The sequence below is a fragment of the Trichocoleus sp. Lan genome (genome assembly GCF_039961855.1).
In the GTDB taxonomy this organism is placed as follows: domain Bacteria; phylum Cyanobacteriota; class Cyanobacteriia; order Cyanobacteriales; family FACHB-T130; genus FACHB-T130.
The window spans coordinates 114,875-138,230 of the sequence record NZ_JAMPKA010000012.1 but is presented as its reverse complement, the minus strand read 5'-3'; the positions used below and the strand labels follow the sequence as shown (position 1 = coordinate 138,230).

Here is a 23,356-nt window from a genome sequence, read left to right as displayed (position 1 = left end):
CTCCCAAAACCAGTGTCGGACGGTCTGGAGCAGTTGGCAAGGGGGGGAGGGGGAATCGATGTTAGGGGTTATGGATAATTCGGAAAAAGTTTCAAAGAATCAGTGTTGAGTTTTGAATTAAAGCACTCTTTTTTATTCAAAACTCAAAATTCAAAACTCAACACGCTCGTTTCCCACTACCCTATTGCTGTGCCATTTCCATCAAAATTTTCTGGGCACTTTGTTCTCTTTCCTTGTCACCGGGGTGGCGTTGGATGTAACGACCATCTGGTTGTAAATCCCAAGCGTGACGGTTATCGGCGAGCATAATTCCTAAGATTTCTTGTAAATCTTTAGAAATTTCGGGATCTTCTATTGGCGCGATCGCTTCTACTCGTCGATCCAAGTTGCGGCGCATCCAATCAGCACTGCCGATATAAACTTCTTCACTGCCAGCATTTTGAAAGTAAAAAATCCGCGAGTGTTCTAGATAACGCCCGACAACACTAATCGTCCGGATATTTTCACTGACTCCTTCCACACCGGGTCGCAGACAGCAAATTCCGCGGATAATCAAATCGATTTTTACCCCAGCGATGCTAGCTTCGTAAAGCGAGGCAATGAGTTGGGGATCTGTCAGTGAATTCATCTTGGCGACAATTCGACCGCTTTTGCCATGATGGCAATGTTCTATCTCGCGGCGGATCAAGCTCAAAAAGCGATCGCGGCAGTTCACCGGCGACACCAACAACTTGCGGTAAGACCGTTGCCGCGAGTAACCCGTCAAGTAATTAAACAAATCCGTTAAATCCGCCCCCAAGTCTTCACGGCAGCTTAATAGCCCCACATCTGTATAAATTCGAGCGGTTTTGGGATTATAGTTCCCCGTGCCGATGTGGACATACCGGCGAATTTGGTTTTCTTCTCGGCGTACCACCAAAACCACTTTGGTATGCGTCTTTAAACCCACCAACCCATAGACCACATGTACGCCCGCTTGTTCTAACTTGCGTGCCCAGTTAATATTGTTCTCTTCATCAAAACGGGCTTTTAGTTCCACCAGAACCGCTACTTGCTTGCCATGCTCAGCCGCTGTAATTAGGGCATTGAGAATCGGCGAGTCCCCAGATGTTCGGTAGAGAGTCATTTTAATCGCCAGCACATTTGGATCGATTGCCGCTTGGGTAATGAAGCGCTGTACCGTTCCTCCAAAAGATTGATAAGGATGGTGAACCATCAAATCTGCGGTGCGAATGACCGAGAAAATATCTTCTCCCTCATCCAAATCTCCTTCACTGAGCCGCCGCAGGCGTGGGGGTATCCCTGGCGTCCACACAGGGTCTTTCAGTTCCGGGAGTGGCAATTGCATGAAGTACATCAAGTCTGCCAGCCCCAATAGCCCGTCCACCTCGTAAACATCCCGCTCCAACAGCCCCAGTTCTCGCATCAGCATCCCTTTCATGGATTCGGGCATTGAAGCTTGAATTTCCATCCGTACCGCCGAACCACCCACCCGACGTTTCCGCAGTTCTTGCTCAATCGCCAGCATCAGATCGTCGGCTTCATCTTCTTCCACCTCCAAATCTGCATTGCGAGTGATTCGGAAGGGGTGATATTCCTGGATATTCATCCCCGGAAACAGTGACTCTAGATTATGAGCAATCACCTGTTCTAGGGGCACACCCATCCAAATCAGGCGTTCATTCCGGAATCGTTCCTCTTCGAGTCCAGACGACCGACTTCCCAGCCCGGACTCCAACCGTAAGGGCAAAAATCGAGGTAAAACTTTTGGGACTTTCACTCTGGCAAACAGTTCTTCCCCCGTGTCTGGGTCTTTCACCACCACAGCCAGATTCAGACTGAGGTTAGACATATAGGGAAAAGGATGGCTGGGATCGACGGCTAAGGGGGTCAGAACTGGGAAAATTTGCTCTTCAAAATAGTTTTGCAGGTAAGCCCGCTGTTCCTGGTTCAGATCCACGTAGTCTAGAAGATGAATGCCTTGCGCGGTCATCAAGGGTCGCAATGCTTTCTCAAAGTGTTGATGCTGTTGTGCTACCAGAGGTCGCGCTGCCAAGCTAATCTCTTCTAGCTGGTCGCTTGGCGTCCGACCATCGGGCGTCAGCTGGCTCACTTTTGCTTCCACCTGTTGCTTAAGAGCAGCAACGCGCACCATGAAGTATTCGTCAAAGTTGGCACTAAAAATCCCCATGAATTTCAGGCGTTCTAGCAGCGGCGTCCGAGGATCGATCGCTTCATGCAAAACTCGATTGTTAAACTCCAACCAGCTGAGTTCGCGGTTGAAATAGTACTGCGGATGGTTTAGGTCAATATTATGGTGTGTTGCTGCGGTCTTTTTCGCTTTTGACATAATTCTAATGGCAGTCAGTCTGGCAGGTATTCATTGTTACTTGCAACACCAACCAGTGAATTCCATCTGAATTGATCGCAGATTCGCGCTGATTGTTTTAGCACTCATTTTTAAAATGCGCTTATCTTAATTCTGGCTGTGTTATTAATTCATCGTATCCTGACTTAGATGACCCAAAACCTATCTACAGAAAGGCGTTAAATATCATGACCTCATGCAAAAGCGATAGGTTTATGCTCTCAAGGCAGGCTCCGGGCGAGCGATCGCTACTCCCTCCTTTAACTGGATACTTCACCCGCACGGGTTGCCAAGCCTCTGCCCAGCTGACGATAGCGATTCGATGAGTCTTATTAACCAAATACCTCATCTTCCCTTCCCCGCCACCACTCACCCAGATTCATCAAGTCCTGATGAATATCTGCTAATTCTTGAACATATTCCTCTGGTGAGATAGTCGGGCGGCGTTCTTGGAGTTTTTTTAGCCGCAATTGCACTAATAGCCAAGGCTTGGAAATGCTATCTGTGGCTTCAATGTATTGGGCTAGTTCTTTGCTATCCATGATTTATCTAGTGGGAATTTATCTTCTTTAAAGATACAGGCAGCCGAAGTTTACAGATAATAAAAAAACAGCCACGTTAGTAGTGGCTGTTTTCCAGATGATTAAATTTGATGTAACTGAAACATCAGCTGTTATTTAAGCAGCAGCCGATAAATTTTGGGCAACAAAGTCCCAGTTGATCAAGTGGTCAACAAAGTTCTGCATGAAGTTGGGGCGGCTATTCTGGTAATCCAGATAGTAGGCATGTTCCCAAACATCCATTGTTAGCAAGGGAGTTTGTCCGTAGGCAATCGGGTTTTCTGCGTTCGGAGACTTAGTTACTTTTAGGGTATCGCCATCTTTGATCAGCCAAGCCCAACCACTACCGAATTGAGTGCCTCCGGCATTTTTAAACTCTTCTTTGAATTTGTCAAGGCTACCGAAGCTGGCGTTAATTTTTTCCGCTAGTTCGCCACTCGGATTGCCGCCTCCATTTGGCTTGATGCCATTCCAATAGAAGGTATGATTCCATACCTGAGCAGCGTTGTTGAATACAGCAGCTTTGTCTGATGCTTTGTAGGTTGCCTTGATGATTTCTTCAAGCGACTTGTCGGCTAGTTCTGTGTCCTTAACTAGATTGTTGAGAGTGTTCACGTAAGCAGCGTGATGCTTGCCGTAATGGAACTCAAGTGTCCGCGCCGACATACCTGACGACTCTAAAGCGTCTTGATCGTAAGGTAAAGGGGGTAATTCAAATGCCATTGTGTTCAATCCTCTGCTAACTGCTTTCTAGCTTAAAACTAAGGGAGAAGTTTTTTCTTCTTAAGGATCTAAGTCTCGTCCGATCGAGGTTGCGATCGCTAGCGATATAAAACTTAACCACTGGATTGTACCTTAAAAGTCGAGAGACAGCCAAAATCAACGCTTTGTGCCAATTTAGGCAGGACTCCCCACTAATTTCTCCTTGGTGCATCTACCCAAAGGGATAATTAATGGCGATCGCTCAAAACTCCTCTAACCATTTCGATTGCCGCTGCTGGAGTATTGGCAATCAAAATAGAGTCTTCAGACAAGCTTTGGAAAAAAGCTTTACTTTCTGGATGATTCGTTAATAAAATCACTTTTTTATGGTTCTTCAAAGCCAGGGCAATTTCTGAAGCGGTTCCTGCACCCATGCCGCAGGCAATCACAACATCAGAAGAAAGGACATTAATATTATTTCTCGCATTTCCCATATCGGTAACAATTGCAATATCTACGGCATCAGAAACCGCGCTGGTATCGTTAGTGGGAAGAACGCCAATTGTTAAACCATTAGCAAATTTTGCTCCTTTACTCGCCGCATCCATCACACCAGCATTTCTGCCGCCAGTCAGCAAAACCCATCCCTCTTGGGCGATGAATTGACCGAGTTTATAAGCGTTTTCTAAGTCAGTTTCTGTGGCGTTGGCTCCTGGTCCCATAACGCCAATTAGGGTTTTTTTCATGGCAAGCTGACCTTACTCCTAAGCGTTGAAATTTTTAACGCCGAGGTAAGCAGAGTTTTACGCAAAGGTACGCAAATTAATAGAAGTGCAATAAATTAGCATTTTCCTCAGCGTATCTTTGCGATCGCCTTTGCGTTCTTTATCTTCAAAAAACTTACTCAAACCTACAGAGAACCAGCAATCATTCCAGCCAGTAAAACAAAACCAATCCAAACATTTTGGCGAAAAGTTTCCCCATACACTGGCGTCGGGATATCTTTTTGGCTGAGTCGCGAATATTGCCAAATCCAGGCTAAGGTTGCAAAACTCAAAGCCAACCAAAAACTTAGCTTTAGATCCATCACAATTCCCAGCCATTCAAGCAAAATAACCGTGCCAGTAAAGAAGACACCAACAGCTTCAGCCGCATAATTGCCAAAAAATAAAGCGCTAGAATTAATGCCAATCCGCCGGTCATCTTCCCGATCTGACATGGCATAAACGGTGTCAAATCCAAGTGTCCAGAGTACCGTCGCGCCCCATAAAATCCAGGTGGGTTCATCTAGCTTGGCAGTTACAGCAGTCCAGCTAATCAGCACGCCAAAACCCCAAGCAATCGACAGCACTAGCTGAGGCACTGAAAACACACGCTTGGCGGTGGGATAGAAAATAATTACGGGAACTGCCGCCACGCACAACCAGAAAGTAAGGGAATTAAGGTAGAGTGCGAGAACCCCAGCGCAACTCATCGCTACCAAGGCAACGACGATGCCAGTTTTGACCGACAAAGCGCGAGAGGCGAGGGGACGCGATCGCGTTCTTTCTACTTGCGGATCGATATCCCGATCCCACAAATCATTGACAACACACCCGGCAGCACTGGTCGCTAAAGTACCCAGTACAATCACGCCTACCAGCGGCAACGGTGGCTTTCCTGCTGCTGCCAGAAAGACCGCCCATAGTGCCGGAATCATCAATATCAGGCGTCCTGCTGGCTTATCCCATCTCAAAAGCCGGACGACTGTCAGCCAGGTAGGTTCTGTTTGGTTGTGTTCTTGCTGGGTCAGCATGGTCTAGAAAAATGAGTATCCAGAAATATCATTAATCACATCTTTATCCCCTATAGAATATCCTTATTCATCAAATCTCGGCTGGTTCTGCAACCCTGGATACATCGAAATGGTCAATTTAGTTGCCAACGCTAAAGATAATTCTGCGGGTGTTTCAACTCCTAGCGTGGATCGAGATCGGATTCTCGCTGCGATTGACTTAGGTACCAATTCCCTGCACATGGTGGTTGTGCAAATTCAACCCAAGCTGCCTGCTTTTTCGATTATTGCCAGAGAAAAAGACACGGTGAGACTGGGCGATCGCGATAAAAAGACGGGCAATCTGACGCCAGCGGCAATGGAACGAGCGATCGCAGCCTTGCGCCGCTTCCAGGGAATTGCCAAAAGTCTTAACGCTGAACAAATAATCGCCGTGGCAACCAGTGCGGTAAGAGAAGCCCCCAACGGGCGAGACTTTTTAAAACAAGTAGAATCAGACTTAGGCTTATCTGTCAACCTGGTTTCCGGTCAAGAAGAAGCCCGGAGAATTTACTTAGGCGTGCTGTCGGGAATGGAATTAAATAACCATCCCCACATCATTATTGACATTGGCGGCGGTTCGACCGAGTTAATTTTAGGGGATAGTCACGAACCGCGATCGCTCAGCAGCACTAAAGTCGGTGCAGTCCGACTAACCGCAGAATTTATTACCACCGATCCCATCAGCAATGGCGAATTTCAGTCCCTACAAGCTTATGTGCGCGGACAGCTAGAACGAGCCGTTGATGAATTGCGGGCAGTTCTCCAACCAGGGGAACAGCCGCGTTTAGTGGGAACGTCCGGGACGATTGAGACGCTGGTGACGATACACGCGCGAGAAAAACTAGGTACTAACCCCTTTTCGCTAAATGGCTACCAGCTGAGTCTCAATGACTTGAGAGACTTAGTGAATCGCTTGCGAAGGCTCAATTACTTAGAACGAGCCGCCATACCAGGAATGTCAGAGCGGCGGTCAGAAATTATTGTTGCCGGGGCGGTTATTTTACTAGAAGCGATGACGCTGCTAGGCGCTGAATTGCTAACGGTCTGCGAACGGAGTCTCCGGGAAGGAGTGATCGTCGATTGGATGCTCGCTCACGGCTTAATCGAAGACAAGCTGCGCTACCAAAGTTCTGTACGCGAGCGTAATGTAATCAAAACCGCCCGCAAATACGGTGTCAACCTGGAATACTCTCAGCGAGTTGCAGAATTCGCCCTTAGCTTATTTGACCAAACCCAAGGCATCCTCCACCATTGGGGTTCAGAAGAACGGGAACTACTGTGGGCAGCCGCAATTTTACACAATTGCGGACACCATATCAGTCATTCTTCCCACCACAAACACTCTTTTTACTTAATTCGCAATGGTGAACTTTTAGGCTATACGGAAGCCGAAATTGATGTAATTGCGAATTTAGCCCGCTATCACCGCAAGAGTGCGCCGAGGAAAAAGCACGAGAACTATCAAAATCTGCCGACTAAACAGCACCGGCAAATCGTTGCTCAGTTGAGTGCCTTGCTCAGATTGGCAGTTGCTCTCGACCGGAGACAAATTGGTGCAATTCGGCAAGTGCAGTGCGAATACAACGCAGAAACGAAAGAACTTCAGCTTCACCTAAAGCCAACTCAACCGGATGATGATTGTGCCTTAGAAATCTGGAGTTTAGATTATAAAAAAGACGTTTTTGAGGCAGAGTACGGCATTAAACTACTGCCAGTTTTGAATGCTATTGCTGTTCCAATTAGCCAATAGCTCAATAAAGAGCTTTTCGAGCAATCGTCAAAAATCAAAAGTTTGCGTCTCAAATAACACGGAATCTTCAAGCTTTGAAACGATCTGGCAAATAAAATCCCGGCTCTAAAATTTCCAGTTACTCAGCTAAGGGAGGAAAGAGAATACTAGTTCATATAGCTACAACAAAGCCGTTTACTGCCGCCATTGAGCCGGGGTTGAGGAATCTGATGTGTAACGTCACAAAAAGAAAGCGATATTAAGATGCGATCGCTCTGAGGAAGGGTAAAATATCTACCCTTCGCAGCTCAAATCACTTCATAGAATTCATCGTCAATAGTCGCGATCACTCTTGGTGAAGCAGCATCACCTATCTGCATCATGAGTTGTTGCAATTCATTACCGAGCGACTTGATCTCATCATAATTCCCTTGAGCGATCGCTTTCTCCAAATTCTTTAACAGGCCTTCGATTTGCCTTTTCTGGGCGGCAAGCACTTGCTCTACCAAGTTATTCGTCAAATTAAAAAGAACCCGATAAGCATCATTCATCTTGGTAGAATCTTCAGTCTTGAAATCTGAGTTATCGTTGGGGGTTAGTTTCAAAGAGTAACTTTTAAGTTTTTGCCCTTCATTTTTACGAGCTTCTATCAAGTTCGCCATGTCAATCTTTTGGCGAAGTATGCGATCGGCCTCGGCATTGCGTTCTGCATCTCTCACCATACTCTCAACTTCAGGTGCAGGGACAGTGGTAGCGCCGATAATGCTAATTGATTTCTCTTGCCCCGTGCTTATTTCTTTGGCATAAACATTCAGAATGCCATTGGCATCAATGTTGAAAGTTACTTGAATTTCTGTTCTCTCCAAAGAAAGCCCATCTAATCGAACAATCCCCAAACTCTGGTTATCTTTAGCAAATTCTCTCTCACCCCTTAAAATATTTATTTCTACACTGGTTTGCCCATAAGTTGCAGTATAAAATTTTTGAGATTCGATGACAGGAATATTACTATGACGGGGGATAACTTTTGTCATAGTACCCTCTATAGTTTCGATTCCCAAAGATAAAGGAGTGACATCCCTCATGCAACAAATGGAATTGTCTCTTCTGGCTACTTTCCCCTGAATAGCAGCCCCAATTGCTACAGCCTCGTCCGGGTTAATGCTTTTCAAGGGTTCTTGATTCGTCACCTCCTGCACTAAGTCTTGGACAGCCGGAATGCAGCTAGAACCACCAACCAGGACAACAACATTAATGTCACTAAGGCTTAGTTTCGCCTGTTTAATTACTTGTTCGATATTAAGGATACAGCGAGCTAAAAGCTCAGAACACATTTCTTCAAATTCAGTTCTAGTGAGGGTAGCATTGAGATGTTTTGGCCCATCCGGGGTGGCTGTGATAAAGGGTAGGTCAACTTCTGTTTGCGTAAGGAGGGAAAGCTCTATTTTTGCTTTTTCGGCTGCTTCTGTAAACCGCTGGGAAGCCTGTATATTTTGGCGTAAGTCGAGACCTTCTTGACTTTGAAATTGGTTAATCAGCCAATCGATAATTTTTTGGTCGAAGTTGTCACCACCAAGGTCAGGGTCGCTGCTGCTAGCCAAAATTTCAAATACACCATCACCTACTTCCAGAATGCTAATATCTAACGAGCTACCGCCTAAGTCAAAGACGAGGATAGTTTCGTTATTTTTCTTATCTAGTTCGTAGGCAAGGCAAGCAGCATTCGGTTCGTTGATGACGCGGAGGATGTCTAAATTCGCTAATTTCCCAGCCTCTTTGGTGCCTTGACGTTGAAAATCATTGAAGTAGGGAGGAACAGTAATAACCGCTTGAGTTATTTCTTCCCCCAAATATTTGCTGGCATCATCAACAAGTTTACGCAGAATTTGGGCAGAAATTTCTTCAGGAGTAAATTCTTTGCCTACATGATGACAGTTGATTTTAATGCCGCCATTGCTATCGGGTAGAACTTGGTAAGAAACTTTATCTGCTGCGTCGATAACTTCATCGTATTTGCGTCCAATGAAGCGTTTAACAGAGTAAAAGCTGTTTTCTGGCTGCATCAGTGCGTTACGTTTAGCAATCCTACCAACCAATGTGTCCCCGTTCTTAGTGTAAGCTACAACACAAGGAGTGAGGCGAAATCCTTCAGCGTTGGCGATGACGATGGGTTGCTTCCCATCCATCACTGCAATACAAGAATTTGTCGCACCTAAACTAATTCCAGCTACCTTTCCCATGATGCTCAATATCTAAAGGTGGCTTGAGCTTAACAGCAGTTCAAAAAATAGTAGGTTCGGTTATACCTCCAAGGCAAGTTCTCTTTTCCGTACCTTAGAGCGAATTATTTTTTATTAGTTTCGCTCTAAAGTAGAAGTTAGCATTCTTATCAGTTCGCTAAAATTTGCCCAGCAAGTATGCCATCGAAACTCTGCCTCGCAATTCCAGCCAAAATAAAAATATTTAGCAGCTATTTTAACAGTGAAGCTTAGTTTAGTTAACTGATTTTGCTCAACGTTACTATATCAAGGCGATCGCCCCGCTGCTTCGGCTCTAATTCTCCTGAGCTTCTTCTGAGTGCGATTGCTAGAATGCCATTGATAATCCACTAGCGATCGCGCTGTTCCTTAGGGTAGAAGTTAGAATTAGCCGTAAAAGTTATCTTTATAGTTAAGTACCGTGCAGGAAGCTCTTCTCAAAACTTTTGCTGGGTAAGAAAAATAGCAATATTCCTTACCGAGCTATTAGAGGTAAAGTATCAAGGTAAACAGAAAGTTTGGGATTAACTTTGTCCCTTTTTAAGCAAATTCAACTAATGACATTTTGAAAAAAATATTGATAAACTTCCTAAACTTAAAAATGCTTTGTAAAAATCAGTTTATAAAACTAGCTTTAGCACTTATATAAAATTTTAGTAAAATAACCGATTGTTCAATATTTTAGCAACGCTGAAGTCTTAATTTGCGATGAAAACACTATATACACTTTTTACCAAAGAACGGAGCGAAGTTCAGACAGAGATTGATAAGGCAACTAGCCCAGAGCAGGTCGTTAAGCTGGTTCAAAAGCGACTCGATAATATTCAGAGCAGTTATGTTGGCGAGTTAAGCGTCGCTCAAGTACGTCTGGCTTCTTTATTCCTGGACACTTTGCGGCAGTCCTTGGGGACTCTCACCGCTGCCAATGAGACGAAAGTTTTGGAGCCAAAGCCTCAGCAGAGTGCTAACCCAGTCGGAAGGGTTTCTCCCAAAACCATAATCCTGAAAGTGCTACAGGGACTCATCTGCGTAGGAATTTTAGATTCTCTATTCTCCTTGGCTTCAGATGCACCAGGAGCTTGGATGGATATATTGCTGGTGTCTCTGCTGGTTGGACTAGAAGTGGTGTTCCAAATCGATAAACGCGATCGCGCCAATCGTTCAGTTTCTCTTCAACCTGTAGAAGCGCCCCAGCCGATCGTTCGCGTTGATAGCCAGGTCTTTCTAGACAACCTGACCGATGCCCTGAACACCATTGATTTAGCAGTCGCCCGGACTCAGGAAGTAAAAAAACCGCTTGATGATAGTGGAATAGAAGAGCTACCAGAACTGTTGAATCTGCTTCAGAGACTAATGGGTGCGTCAATTCTAGGGAAACCCCAGATGTCGCTTGAACTTACCAAACTGCTGCCACAGATTTTAATGGAACAGGGGATTCGGGTTCAGATTTACCAGGCGGATGATACTCATCGCGAGTATTTTGATTTCGAGCCAAGTATCGATCCTGCCGCAAAAGAGTCTGTAACGATAACTCCCGCTTTGTTTAAAGGCGATCGCTTGCTCCGACGCGGTCGAGTGATTGAGCCAGCGTACTCCGAGGCTAGGGAGTAAGATGTCTTGTCATCGTGGCTGTTTGTAGTCGCATCTTCATTTAGATAGTATTTCCCTTTTTTCTTAGCCCCCTTTTTCAAGGGGGGTTGGGGGGATCAAAACTCTCATTTACATGGTTGATTAACGGAAAGTATAAAAATGGAAGTTTTAGAAACTATCGGATTCGATCTGGGGCACGGTGAAACCGCTGTCGCTCAGGCGAGAGTGGAGAGCATCGAGCCGCCAGGGATGCTTGAAGTTAATAATAAAAAAGTTCAAATCACAGCACTAGCTTGGCATCCCGATATCGGTTATCTAATTGGAGAACAAGCATTAATCCAAGCTGGCGTTACTCAGCTCAAAATCGCTTTCAAACAAAAACCAAATACTGACCCAACTTATCGCGAAACAATTAGCAAGTTTCTAGAAACTTACTATCGTCTTTTGAAAGAAAGCAAACAGATCGAAGGTGGAGAAACCAGCCAATTTTACGTCGGATGCCCTTCAGGATGGTCTGTTGACGAACGAGAAGAATACCAAAAGTTACTAAAGGAATCTGGTATTCCCTTAGTGAGTGTTGTCCCAGAATCGCGGGCAGCTTTCATGCAAGCGAAGGAAGCCGGGAAGCTTTCTTATGACAAACTTAAATCGTCGGTGCTAATTGTTGATATCGGCTCTTCAACTACGGATTTTACTCTGGTTAAGAGTTTGCACGAAATCCCGATAGATTTCGGAAGTAATGCGCTGGGAGCTTCTCTCATCGATAAAGCGATTTTTGCCCAGACTCTCGCTAACCACGAGGAAAAAGCGTTGCTCGAACGAGTATTTGAGGCATATCCTCATCACCAAGCGCGTTGCGAACTTGCTTGCCGCAAAGCGAAGGAAGATTACTTTTCTAACGAGCAGGTATACAGCAATCCACAATCCTTTGCACGCGGCTTTGAGTCGATCAACGAACAGATTTACTTTGTGCCTCAAGTTAATAAAGCGATTATGGATGAAATCTTGAACCAACCTTTGCCAGAATTGGGTGGCAAGAGTTGGCTTCATTCCTTCCGGGAAGCAGTAAACGAGGCGAAAGAAAGGCTGGATCAACAAGGCTTTGTACCGCAACTTTTGCTGATGACTGGGGGTGCATCCCGGATGAAATTTACGCGCCAGATTTGCGAGGAAATCTTCCCGGAACCAGATACTCAAGTTCGCCCCGATCCAGAACCAGAACGCTGCATTGCCTTGGGTCTAGCACGGGTAGGAAGATGGGATCTGCGTGCTGCTGCTTTTAAAGAAGAGGTCAATACACTATTTGACTCAAAAAAGTTAAAAGACCTGGTCAAAAAACATATTCCAGAGTTAATCGAATTGCTGGCTAAGCCACTATCAGAGGGGCTGATTGAAAGCACAATTCAACCAAGTTTGAAAAACTGGCAAAACAACAAAATACGCACTTTGGCTGATTTGGAAGAGTCTATGAAAAAGCAGGCGGAGCAGTGGATTGAAAGTCCTGGCGCTCGGCAAATCGTCAATACTCAATGCGCCACTTGGTTTAACAGCAAGATCCAACCTGAATTAGCTGAAGAAACCGACCCGATTTGCCAAAAGTTTCAGATACCCAGAAGTAGCTTAAGGTTTGAGGAAAGTATCGACCCTGATGTCGTTAGTCCTGACCTATCGATTGGCGACACTATTCTTGCCGAAACGGTAGGATTTATCGTCAATGTGGTGATTGGTGGAGGGACTGTTGGTAGCATCATCGCTCTAATTTTAACTGGACATTTGACCTGGCCCATCGTGCTAATCTATGGTGCCTCAGTTCTTGCCGCAGGAGTGGAGATCACCCGCAGTAAAACCCAAGAAGCAATTAAGACAAAGGTAGATGTTCCGAGTTGGACTCGTTCTCTTCTTTTGAGCGATAGCAAGATCGACTCTACCTGCGAGCAAATGAAACCTGAGTTAGAGAAGGTTTTCAGACAACAACTAACAGAGAATCAGGAAGCTTTTGACGAACTGATTGGGAAAGTTGGGCAAGAATTGAAAAAAGCTCTAAATACCAAGGCGGAAGAGGCAGTAATTCTCATTCAGTAGGGATGCGATCGCTCTTTCCTCGCTGCTTATGGCTGATTGGGTGAGAGCGATCGCTACAATATTACTGACAATCCATTGGGAGAAGTCTTGTATCAGCTAGTTCGGAACTTTGAGAGGAAACGGTTATGACAAGAGAGCTAGAAACTAACCGACAGAGTTTGTACGAGACGGACTACCTAAAATGGATTCAAACTACTGTAGAAAAGTTGCAGGTTGGAGACTACTCTAATATCGAATGGGAAAATCTAATTGAAGAAATCGAGGACATGGGACGAAGTGAGCGCCGGAGCCTAAAGAGTAATCTTATTATTGTCCTGACTCACTTACTTAAATGGCAATTTCAGCCAGAGAAAAGAAGCGGTAGCTGGAAAGGTAGTATCGTTGAGCATCGCAGACGCATTCGTGAAGCTCTAAAAGATTCTCCCAGCCTCAAGCCTTATCTTGAAGAAGTCTTTGCTGAATCTTATGCAGATGCAGTTGAACAGGCGAGTGCTGAAACTGCACTGCCATTAGAGATATTTCCGCAATTATGTCCCTATACATCCACAGAAGTTTTAGATTCTAACTTTTTGCCAGAATAAGCGATCGCCTTCCCTTATGACGGAAGATAGCGATCGCCCTCAGCTCCCTCATCCTCTGATGGATGATGGATGCCGATACCCCAATTAATGGCTAGACAGCCTAATAAGCCTGAGTTTGTTGCGATCTCACGCCATTGGCTTGAGAGGAAATTTGGTTAAGATATTGGGCAGACTTTGACGCAGTGCTTATCTACCTATGCAGAACTTTGCCAATTGGCCCCTTTGGATTCGTATTTGTATCGGTCTCGTTGCTTTAGCTGTAGCTGTAGCAGGTTTACGCGAGTTTCCTGAGCTAACAAAACTTGCAGTGGGTCAACAAGAAACAGCTTCAAAAGAAGTTGAACCAAAACTAGCAGACGTTCGTATCGTTACGGAAACCGAAGAAGGAAAGCCAATAAAAGGTGCATCTATAAGTTTTTCCTATAGAGGCTCACCTACAGAGCGAATAACTACTGATGACGGCTATGCACAAATAAAAATCCCCTCTACCGAAGATATAGAAGTCACGCTAAGCAAAGAAGGGTATGAGACTAAAAAGCACATAATTAACCTGAAGAACGACTCAGGTGAAAACAGAACTTTTCAACTAAAAAGAAAACAAGCTAAGTCAAAATTACCTTCTTAAATGCCATCTATCAGTTCGCCTCTAACAAGCAGTTTCGCAATAATTGAGCTGCTGATAAAGCTGTTTACAATAGGCATTCACTCATCGGAGGAAGGACCAAAAGCTTGGTTTGAGACGTTAGCTGTAACGGCTACACTAATGGCTTGTGGTTATTTATTATGGTACCAAGGCATTTTAATAATTCTCGCATTAATTTTTGGCGCTATGGCTGCTGGAATGTTTGTTTTTTTAGCGCCTGCTTACACAATTCAGAACAACATAGCTACAAAGACAGCTGTAAACGCTCTTAAGACTGTCTCAATAATCAAAAAAGAAAGAATAAATCATCTTACAGGTAATAAGTTAATTAAGGAAACAAATTGTCAGGTTAAGGCGATTAACGAGCTGAAGCAAAATTTTCCGAATTTAATTCAGGAGTTTCCAGAATTTGCTCAAATATTTGAAACTATAACACAGGGGGCAAAAGAGGGTTCAAAAAAGGCTGATGTTGAGAAGCAAAAACGGGCTAGTCGAGAACAAGAAGAACAGAAACAGCGAGTGGAAGCTGAGCGAAAGTTAAATGAGCAAAGGACGAGATCCAAGAAAGAGTGGACTCGTCGAGAACAAGAAGAACAGAGGCAACAGGAAGTACGCGAACGAACTCTAAATGACCAAAGAGCGAGAGCTGGGGAATTCAGCGGACATCCACCAGATCCAAATAACCCAAAGCACCCGCCATTAGGATATCCCATCAAGGTGACTAAGAATTTGACTAAGGAACGCTACAAAGGCATTTACTACAGACCAAATGACTATGATTATTGGGATTACGATGCTGCCTGGTGGTTCGAGAGTGAAGCCCACGTACCCAAACATAAATACAGACGCCCTTATCGTAAAGGTAGAAGTGGAGGCTTGAGGGAGTAGAAAGCCGTATAAAAAGACAGGTCTTTGCGATCACAGCGTAGATATGGGGCAGCGATTGCCTAACGCGAACAAACCAAGACGCGATCGCTATTTAATTTAAGTTACTCCAACAACCAACCAAACAACTCCCCTACTGTAAGGTGCGGCTTACTAGCAAAAGATGGCACGGGAAGTTGCTGTTCTGGTTCATCAAATACTTCTAAAAGTTGATTTGGAAGATAAACAAATACCGTTTGCTCTTTGGGATCGATCAACCAACCCATTAGAGTTGCATATTTTAAACAATGCAGAATTTTTTTGGTAATTTTCGTTTGGCTTTGGTCGGGCGATAAAATTTCAATTATCCAATCAGGAGCTATTTGAAAAACGTTAGCAATTTCGCCATTCTCATCGCGGGGAATTTTATCCCAGGTAAACACTGAGACATTAGGAACAATTGAACGTCCGCCAAAAGTACATCGTAGTTCTGAAAAAGCTCTTGCAACACGCTGAGGCTTAACAACTGTGTTGATAACCGTGGGTAGTTCTGTCTGAATTATGCTGTGTTTCCCCTGCGGCATTGGCTTTAGAATAATTTGTCCATCAATGTATTCACTGGCGGGTTTTGTTTCTGGCAGCTTCAGAAACTCTTCCAAGGTTAAGGGTTTAGATGGTGTCCTGACCATTTGCGATCGCCTCCAAAAGAACTCAGACGAGCTTTGCTCTCCATTTTACGGGTCGCATTCAGCGGACGCAGTCGGAATCAAACCACGATGTCTGGCTTGTTTATACCGAATGACGGGGTCGTTATTGCTTAGGTGTATATATACTTTTGTGAAATTAAGAAAATAGATTTCTATCTCAGGAGGAGTAAGGATGTACATCGTACAAATTGCCTCTGAATGCGCTCCGGTCATCAAAGCTGGTGGTTTGGGAGATGTCGTTTACGGGCTGAGTCGGGAGCTAGAAAATCAGGGAAATTGCGTCGAGCTGATTTTGCCTAAGTACGATTGCATGCGGTACGACCACATCTGGGGACTCCACGATGCTTACCGCGACTTGTGGGTACCCTGGTATGGCGGTAAAGTCCACTGTTCTGTTTATTGCGGCTGGGTACACGGGCGGCTGTGTTTCTTTATCGAACCCCACTCTGAAGATAATTTCTTCAATCGAGGCTGTTATTACGGGTGTAACGACGACAATATGCGGTTTGCGTTCTTCAGCAAAGCCGCTTTAGAATTTCTCCTCCAAAGCAACAAGCGACCCGATATCATTCATTGCCATGACTGGCAGACCGGCTTAATTCCAGTCATGCTCTTCGAGAATTACAAGTATGAGATGGGTCTTCAACGGGTTTGCTACACCATTCACAATTTCAAACATCAAGGGATGGGCGGTAAAGAGACCCTATGGGCAACCGGGCTGAATAACGAACCTTACTACTTCACTCACGATCGCCTGCAAGACAACTTCAACCCTTTTGCCTTGAACTTTATGAAAGGGGGGATTGTTTACGCCAACGCCGTGACGACCGTTTCGCCCCATCATGCTTGGGAAGCCCGCTGCACGGAGATTGGCTCTGGTTTAGGTCATACCTTACATCTGCACCAGGATAAATTCACTGGCGTACTCAACGGCATCGATCGTGATTTTTGGAATCCCGAAAGCGATCGCTATATACCCGCTCATTACAGCAAAGAGAATCTAGAAGGGAAAGCCGAGACTAAAAAAGCCCTCCGGGAGAGACTTTTGCTCCGCGACGTTGATAAACCCATCGTTGCCTACATCGGTCGCTTAGACGCTCAAAAAGGCGTCCATCTTGTCCATCATGCGATCTACTACGCACTCAACAATGGGGCGCAATTTGTATTGTTGGGTTCGGCAACGGAACCGGGAATCAATACCCATTTCCAGCACGAAAAAGCCTTTTTGAATGAGAATCCTGACGTTCATCTAGAACTTGGCTTTAATGAAGAGTTATCCCACCTGATCTATGCCGGGGCGGATATGATTATTGTCCCTAGCAACTACGAACCCTGCGGACTGACTCAGATGATTGGCTTAAAGTACGGCACGGTGCCAGTCGTGCGGGCAGTTGGTGGACTGGTGAATACTGTGTTTGACCGAGACTACGACCAAACAAAGCCCCCGGAAAAACGGAATGGTTTTGTGTTCGAGCACAGTGATGAGCCGGCGTTTGAATCAGCAATGGAGCGTGCTTTTAAGCTGTGGTACAACCATCCCGAAGAGTTTCGTCAGCTTGCGCTCCAGGGTATGGAGTATGACTACTCGTGGAAAGATCCAGGGGCGGAATATTTGAAGATTTACGACCAGATCCGACACAAATGAAGCGAAATTGCGATCGGTGGAATCTGTAAAGTAAGTCTTTTGTGGTTGTGCCTCGCTTTTGGGGGCACAATCTTACCTAACTTGGGTAGAGACGGCATTCTCTAACAAATTCTGTCAGAACTGCGATCGCGCAACAGAACGCTTGTTGATGGTTGGGGATTTGGCAACGACGAAAGCGATCGCGAAAGATTAATTTCCACGTAAATTTTGGTAACGATAAAAGGCGTAGGTGTCAAACATGGCTCCAGCAACGCTACAGGTAAAACCGATTACCAGGAGACCTTCAATGGAACATCCGCTGCCGAAGACGGTAAGAAACTCTAAAATTACCGCTCTGCCGCACTGACTGACTGCTTCAAGGAGGGGAATGTAACCTAGTATGGACAGACTTGCCAACACACTAGCGAACAGCAGAATCGGGGCGGTGAAGCTAAGAAAACTCGTCAAGAGTAGGGAACGGAAATAGTTAGGCAAAATGTTCATGAAACCGTAAGTGCGAATGAACTGCCGAGGGGGGAATTGGGAACGATACTTTCAACTTCTATATACGATAGAAGCGATCGCTGTCACTATCCCGATCTGTCAGAAATCTTAAATAAACCTTAAAAATCTTGTTTAAAGTCCGTAAACATATCTCAGAAATTCATTCATTCCTTCTATAGGAGTGCCGCAGAGGGGGCGAAACCCTTGAGAATCCTCACTTCAGAACGCAAACAGCACAAAAGAGATTCTTGTAGCTCGCCGCTCATCAGCTATGCTTTACACATCTATGCTTTACACAGTCGTTAAGTCAGCAGGGCAACCTTGAGCGAGACTTCTTCCGGTTCCAGCTTAGAGTTATGGGGTCAGCGGTTGCTGGCGGCGATTTTGCTGGGTGGGCAGGTGGTCGTTCACCTTCTGACAAAAAAAATCCATCGGCGCAACACCCTCGACCAAATGGCGATGGTTGGCCCAGAATCGCTCTTGATTGCGTTGGTAACAGCCGGTTTTGTCGGCATGGTATTCACCATTCAGGTGGCGCGAGAATTTGTCAACTTGGGTGCGGGCAGTGCTGTGGGCGGAGTGTTAGCGCTTTCCTTATGCCGGGAACTTGGCCCTGTCCTGACTGCCGTGATTTTGGCAGGACGAGTCGGTTCGGCGTTTGCCGCTGAAATTGGCACGATGCGCGTCACCGAGCAAATCGACGCCCTCTATATGCTGAAAACCGACCCGATTGATTACCTAGTGATTCCCCGCGCGATCGCCTGCTGCTTAATGCTGCCAGTTTTAACCATTTTGTCTATCCTCACTGGCATGGCAGGGGGATTGCTCATTGCCAGAAATCTCTACGGAATTGCCCCAAATGTATTTTTAGAGTCTGCCCGGAATTTCCTGCAAGTCTGGGATTTGTGTAGTGCCTTAATTAAGGCATTTTTCTTTGGGGCGCTGATTGCCGTAATTGGTTGCAGTTGGGGCTTAACAACCACTGGGGGAGCAAAAGGTGTTGGACAATCGACCACCACAGCAGTCGTCACAGCTTTGCTAGCTATCTTTATTTCTAACTTTTTCTTATCGTGGTTGATGTTTCAGGGAACGGGCAGTGCCGTACTTAAAGGGGTCTGAGGCGGAAAACCTTTAAAATAAATAAAGTTGCAATCCTGAGATTGAGTCTCGAATCGGGATTTGAACTGCCGCCCCACTTCAGCTTGTACGCTAAGAAAGTGGGTAGGTCTAGTACGATAGTTTACAATATCGGGTTTATGCCTGTGACTACTACCACATCTTCTTTACCTTCACAAACTGTTGAACTGGCACCCAGCTACGCAATTCCTTTAGTGTTAGTGGCGGCTTCGATTGGGCTGTTATTCGTTCAACCTTGGGTGAGTTTAGCGATCGCTGCATTTGGTTTGTTCTTGCTGTTTCAGGCGGCAACGATTCGCCTGCAATTCACCGAAACAGCATTAGATGTTTATCGTTCCCAAACCTTAATTCGGCGTTTTCCCTACCAGGAATGGCAAAATTGGCAGATATTCTGGACTCCAGTGCCGATTCTGTTTTACTTCAAAGAAGTTAAAAGCATTCACTTTTTGCCGGTTCTCTTCGATCCCAAAATGCTAAAAACTTGCTTGGAACAACGCTGTCCAAAAGCAAGTGCGTAGGGATACACAGATGCGCGTCCTTACAGATGAGTAGTTAATTGTTAGTTGTTAAGTGTTAATTGTTAGATGAATTCAGACGAACCTCAAACCCAAGAACAAGAACAAGAGCAAGAACAAAAGCAACAGCCAGTTGTTGAAGCATCGGACAATTTAGAAGCGCCAGAAGAGGAAACTGTAACTGCGGATCCAGCCTCAGACAATCTTATAGCATTACAAATTGCCGCTGTTGTGGAGGCATTTGATGATTCAGAAGCGGAAATTGCCGCCGTTGTTGAGGAATCAGATAATTCTGAGGAGCCTGAGGAGCCAGATATAACTGTAGTCGCCGTTGTTGAGGAATCAGATAATGCTGAGGAGCCAAATATAACAGTAGCGATGCAAAATTCCGTCTCTGTTTTAGAGCAACGGGTGGCTGATTTACAACAGCAGGAAGAGGCATTAATTCAGGAAATTGCCGCCCTGCAAGCTTCTCATAATAAAGTTCTGCAAGACCAGATGGCTCAAACCCAAGCGGCGTTAAACCGTCTGGTGCAGGAGTCTTTGAACGATCTGGAACAACGCAGACAAACACTACAAATTTCCGTTGAACAACTGGAACGACGACGGGAACGCATCCGAGAGGAAATGCGAAGAACCTTTGCTGGCACCTCCCAAGAATTAGCCATTCGGGTGCAAGGCTTTAAAGATTATCTGGTCGGTAGCTTACAAGATTTGGTAGTAGCGGCAGAAGAATTGCAACTCCAGAAGGAACCAGAACCCCCCAAGGTAGTTCCAGTCGTGGAAGAGTCGAAGGCTGCATCGCCTGTAAACCCCAAATTTACAGAACAGAGCTTTCAATCAACTGCAAAACAAATTCGCAGTATTTTAGACCAGTACCGGACGCGACCTGACTATTATGGCCCGCCCTGGCAATTGCGTCGTACCTTTGAGCCGGTTCATGCGGAGCGAGTTGCGAACTGGTTTTTCACGCAAGGAGGAAGAGGCGCTTTGCGGACAATGGGCAGTCGCCTGCAAAATATCCTGATTGCTTCTTCCGTCATCTCGGTATTAAGCACGCTGTATGGCGATCGCGTTCGCGCCCTGATCCTTGCCAACTCCCCAGAACGATTGGGAGAATGGCGACGGGGTTTGCAAGACTGTCTGGGCATTTCCCGCTCTGATTTTGGTCCAGAGCAGGGAATCGTTTTGTTTGAATCCCCAGAAGCGGTTGTGCAAAAGGCAGAGCGTCTGGTTAAGGAACGGCAGATGCCGCTGATTATCATTGATGAGACAGAAGATCAGATTAATCTGTCGCTGCTGCAATTTCCTCTGTGGTTAGCTTTTGCACCCGATCCTCAGCAGATGTCCGCTGATATGAGATATTAGCGACAGACGAATTGAGCTACAAGCAAGAGGCGTTAGATGGGTCTACAGCTGGCTTTAAGTGGGGCATTGTTAATCGCAGCCTATCTCTTAGGCTCGATTCCTACGGGTTATTTGGCAGGACGCTGGCTCAAAGGGATTGATATTCGAGAGCAGGGATCTGGTTCTACGGGTGCCACCAATGTTCTCAGAAACCTGGGAAAAGGGCCAGCCATCGCGGTGTTACTGATCGATCTATTTAAAGGAGTCGGCGCGATCGCTTTGGTTTACGCCTTCTATGCCTTCGCGCCAACTTTTGCGCCAACGTCTGTCCTGCCTGTCACCTGGGAATCTTGGTTAGTCGCTGGCACCGGATTCGCTGCCAGCATCGGTCATAGTAAATCTGTCTGGCTGAACTTCACGGGCGGGAAATCAGTTGCCACGAGCCTGGGCGTTTTATTTGCCATGTCCTTACCTGTGGCGTTGGGAACAGCAGCGGTGTTTGGCACAGTTATTGCCTTTTCCCGAATTGTTTCCCTCGGTTCCATTGCGGGTGCGATCGCGGTTTCGGTTTGGATGTTAATTTTCAAACAGCCCTTACCTTATCTAATCTTTGCGATCGCTGGCGGTATCTACGTCATCTGGCGACACCAGAGCAACATTGAGCGTTTACTTGCCGGTACCGAACCCCAAATCGGTCAAAAATTATCAACAGAACCCGAACAAAGTTCCTAACTTATTTCCTAACTTATAGAGATGCTTAGGTGTTGTGATACTAAACGTCATTTCGCATCTTTACTCGTTTTTATGCTGTTATCTCCCTGCGTAACCAAGAGTTAGCCCACCTTTTCATTATCAGCATGGTGCTAACAGCTAGTGCCATGCTAAATAGTAGATTATCCAGCCTAATTGCTCTCTGGTTTCCAATCGCTAATATGGCTTCTAATATTAAAGATGGGAATAAAATTCCTCCAAAAAGCAATACGGCATAAAAAATAAGTTTTTCTCTGGCTCTTGCACTAATGAGTGCTAGAAAGAAGCCAATAGGGATAAAAATCAATCCATAATAGAAAATCTTGTAGATTTCTAGATTAATACTATTAGCATCAAAAGGTAATAGCTGAAAAATCATCACCTCTGGAATCAGTTTCAGCGAGTAAGGTTGTTTCAATCCATCTATATAAATTTTAAGAATTGACCCTTCATAGGTAAGAAGTATCTGATGATTCTTGGTGTCACCAAAAACATTTGGAACAGCTAGTTGATAGCTTGTTGCATTTTTTCCGGTGACTGGAGTTCGCACTCGAAACACCAAATCCGCTCCCTTTTGCCCAAGGGTAAAATTGCGGCTTTCATCATCTGCTGAAAGGGAAATAATTCGAGCAGGGCCAGCCTGCATTGTGTCAGCAGTAGCAACAACAGCACCTATTGTAAATTGAGAAGTTGCGGCAATCTTTTGTGTCATCAAGGCTACAGAGCTTTTTGTCTCTAGCCAATGATTTGAATTGAGCGAAACACCCCTTTGATCCTGAGTAGTTGGGGAATTTTCTCGCCAAGATAAATCTGGAAGGTGCCCAGTTAAATCGGGGTAACTACCTGTACCTGTCAATTGATAAAAAGCTACTAGGTCTTTTTTGATTGCAGAAAATGGGATTTCCGAGGAAAATGCGGATTCTGCTTCTTGATCTGAAACTGCTTTATTCGCGACGTATAGCTCTGAAATATATCCTTTCCAAGGTCTATTTCCGGTTGGCTCGTTGCCAAGACTCAGCGGGAAAGTGTGATTCCAATTACTGAGACTTCCAGAATTTTGCCAAAGGAGCGTTGTTAGAAAAATCAATATAATATATCCAATAAAAGCAGTCGTTAACTTTTTGATCGAAAGAAAACTATTACTACTTCTAAGAAGATTTAAAGCTGCTCCTAAGATTTTATCTCCCCCTAAACGAAAGCTTAAAAACCCGATAAAAGCACCTAAAATACTGGCACCAATATCGACAAAAGAGGAACTTCGAGAAGGAATAAATAGCTGTAAAATTTCAATTGTAAAACTTAAACAAAAAGAAGTTAATAAGATGAAACCAACTGTCTTGATACCTGGGAATCTTTTTCGCTGCATCAAGCAGGAAAAGACGAAACCAAAGGGGGAAAATAATAAAACGTTAGTGATTAAGTCGTAAAAATTTCTTAATTTAAAAAATTCTGAAGTGAGAAAGCGATAATTTATTTTACTAGCATTCTCTTTAAAGGCAAAATCATACGGAAAAAGTGTAACGACCAGTATCAGTAAAAGGCTAAAAATAAAGACTTTATTTGCCCATTTTTGCCGCAT

Annotated in this window: 21 protein-coding genes; 12 read left to right on the top strand and 9 right to left on the bottom strand. The window is 45.1% G+C overall.

What is annotated here, in order from left to right; all coding sequences use genetic code 11:
• Window positions 1-181: 181 nt before the first annotated feature.
• The 5 genes from ppk1 to NDA03_RS12885 form a co-directional block, all read right to left on the bottom strand.
• Entirely contained in the window at window positions 182-2,350 is a 2,169-nt protein-coding gene (gene ppk1, locus NDA03_RS12905) for a polyphosphate kinase 1 (protein WP_190530420.1), read from the bottom strand.
• 350 nt (window positions 2,351-2,700) lie between these two features.
• Entirely contained in the window at window positions 2,701-2,910 is a 210-nt protein-coding gene (locus tag NDA03_RS12900; RefSeq protein ID WP_190432754.1) for a hypothetical protein, read from the bottom strand.
• A 135-nt stretch (window positions 2,911-3,045) separates the two neighbouring features.
• Window positions 3,046-3,651, bottom strand: coding sequence for a superoxide dismutase (locus tag NDA03_RS12895; RefSeq protein WP_190430556.1), 606 nt, complete (start codon window positions 3,649-3,651; stop codon window positions 3,046-3,048).
• 227 nt (window positions 3,652-3,878) lie between these two features.
• Window positions 3,879-4,376 (bottom strand): TIGR00725 family protein, encoded by a 498-nt coding sequence (locus NDA03_RS12890; protein WP_190432751.1) that lies wholly within the window; start codon window positions 4,374-4,376, stop codon window positions 3,879-3,881.
• A 164-nt stretch (window positions 4,377-4,540) separates the two neighbouring features.
• Window positions 4,541-5,425, bottom strand: coding sequence for a 4-hydroxybenzoate solanesyltransferase (locus NDA03_RS12885; protein WP_348238206.1), 885 nt, complete (start codon window positions 5,423-5,425; stop codon window positions 4,541-4,543).
• A 109-nt stretch (window positions 5,426-5,534) separates the two neighbouring features.
• Here NDA03_RS12885 and NDA03_RS12880 point away from each other — a divergent pair, with 109 nt between their 5' ends.
• Complete coding sequence (locus NDA03_RS12880) at window positions 5,535-7,196, top strand: Ppx/GppA phosphatase family protein (protein WP_348238205.1); 1,662 nt, start codon at window positions 5,535-5,537, stop codon at window positions 7,194-7,196.
• 287 nt (window positions 7,197-7,483) lie between these two features.
• On the opposite strand, the gene dnaK is transcribed toward NDA03_RS12880, so the two are convergent.
• Entirely contained in the window at window positions 7,484-9,415 is a 1,932-nt protein-coding gene (dnaK, locus tag NDA03_RS12875) for a molecular chaperone DnaK (RefSeq protein ID WP_348238204.1), read from the bottom strand.
• Window positions 9,416-10,141: 726 nt separating this feature from the next.
• Between dnaK and NDA03_RS12870 the strand changes: the two genes are divergently transcribed.
• The 5 genes from NDA03_RS12870 (at window position 10,142) to NDA03_RS12850 (ending at window position 15,217) form a co-directional block, all read left to right on the top strand.
• Window positions 10,142-11,044 (top strand): hypothetical protein, encoded by a 903-nt coding sequence (locus tag NDA03_RS12870; protein WP_348238203.1) that lies wholly within the window; start codon window positions 10,142-10,144, stop codon window positions 11,042-11,044.
• Between the two features lie 138 nt (window positions 11,045-11,182).
• Complete coding sequence (locus tag NDA03_RS12865) at window positions 11,183-13,105, top strand: hypothetical protein (protein ID WP_348238202.1); 1,923 nt, start codon at window positions 11,183-11,185, stop codon at window positions 13,103-13,105.
• Between the two features lie 125 nt (window positions 13,106-13,230).
• A complete protein-coding gene (locus NDA03_RS12860) occupies window positions 13,231-13,686 on the top strand; it encodes a DUF29 domain-containing protein (protein ID WP_348238201.1) in 456 nt (151 codons plus the stop codon).
• A 196-nt stretch (window positions 13,687-13,882) separates the two neighbouring features.
• Complete coding sequence (locus tag NDA03_RS12855) at window positions 13,883-14,311, top strand: hypothetical protein (RefSeq protein ID WP_348238200.1); 429 nt, start codon at window positions 13,883-13,885, stop codon at window positions 14,309-14,311.
• Window positions 14,312-15,217, top strand: coding sequence for a hypothetical protein (locus NDA03_RS12850; RefSeq protein ID WP_348238199.1), 906 nt, complete (start codon window positions 14,312-14,314; stop codon window positions 15,215-15,217).
• Between the two features lie 101 nt (window positions 15,218-15,318).
• Here the strand turns inward: NDA03_RS12850 and NDA03_RS12845 are convergent, their stop codons facing one another.
• Window positions 15,319-15,882 carry a Uma2 family endonuclease gene (locus NDA03_RS12845; RefSeq protein WP_348238198.1) on the bottom strand — a complete coding sequence of 188 codons (564 nt, stop codon included), beginning with the start codon at window positions 15,880-15,882 and terminating at the stop codon, window positions 15,319-15,321.
• Window positions 15,883-16,072: 190 nt separating this feature from the next.
• Between NDA03_RS12845 and glgA the strand changes: the two genes are divergently transcribed.
• The gene (gene glgA, locus NDA03_RS12840; protein WP_348238197.1) at window positions 16,073-17,545 is read left to right on the top strand and encodes a glycogen synthase GlgA; all 1,473 of its coding nucleotides are present in this window, start codon (window positions 16,073-16,075) and stop codon (window positions 17,543-17,545) included.
• Window positions 17,546-17,603: 58 nt separating this feature from the next.
• Window positions 17,604-17,738, top strand: coding sequence for a hypothetical protein (locus NDA03_RS12835; RefSeq protein WP_348238196.1), 135 nt, complete (start codon window positions 17,604-17,606; stop codon window positions 17,736-17,738).
• On the opposite strand, the gene NDA03_RS12830 is transcribed toward NDA03_RS12835, so the two are convergent.
• Window positions 17,735-18,028, bottom strand: a complete 294-nt coding sequence (locus NDA03_RS12830; RefSeq protein WP_190410742.1) for a hypothetical protein — start codon at window positions 18,026-18,028, stop codon at window positions 17,735-17,737. The genes NDA03_RS12835 and NDA03_RS12830 overlap by 4 nt on opposite strands.
• 321 nt (window positions 18,029-18,349) lie before the next feature.
• Here NDA03_RS12830 and NDA03_RS12825 point away from each other — a divergent pair, with 321 nt between their 5' ends.
• From NDA03_RS12825 to plsY, 4 genes are all read left to right on the top strand, one after another.
• Window positions 18,350-19,147, top strand: a complete 798-nt coding sequence (locus NDA03_RS12825; protein ID WP_190679097.1) for an MlaE family lipid ABC transporter permease subunit — start codon at window positions 18,350-18,352, stop codon at window positions 19,145-19,147.
• 137 nt (window positions 19,148-19,284) lie between these two features.
• Window positions 19,285-19,683: a DUF3119 family protein gene (locus NDA03_RS12820; RefSeq protein ID WP_190410744.1), complete on the top strand. Its 399-nt coding sequence runs from the start codon at window positions 19,285-19,287 to the stop codon at window positions 19,681-19,683.
• 66 nt (window positions 19,684-19,749) lie between these two features.
• Complete coding sequence (locus NDA03_RS12815) at window positions 19,750-21,048, top strand: DUF3086 domain-containing protein (protein WP_190688315.1); 1,299 nt, start codon at window positions 19,750-19,752, stop codon at window positions 21,046-21,048.
• Window positions 21,049-21,084: 36 nt separating this feature from the next.
• Entirely contained in the window at window positions 21,085-21,759 is a 675-nt protein-coding gene (plsY, locus tag NDA03_RS12810) for a glycerol-3-phosphate 1-O-acyltransferase PlsY (protein ID WP_190410746.1), read from the top strand.
• A 70-nt stretch (window positions 21,760-21,829) separates the two neighbouring features.
• Here the strand turns inward: plsY and NDA03_RS12805 are convergent, their stop codons facing one another.
• Complete coding sequence (locus NDA03_RS12805) at window positions 21,830-23,356, bottom strand: VanZ family protein (protein ID WP_348238195.1); 1,527 nt, start codon at window positions 23,354-23,356, stop codon at window positions 21,830-21,832.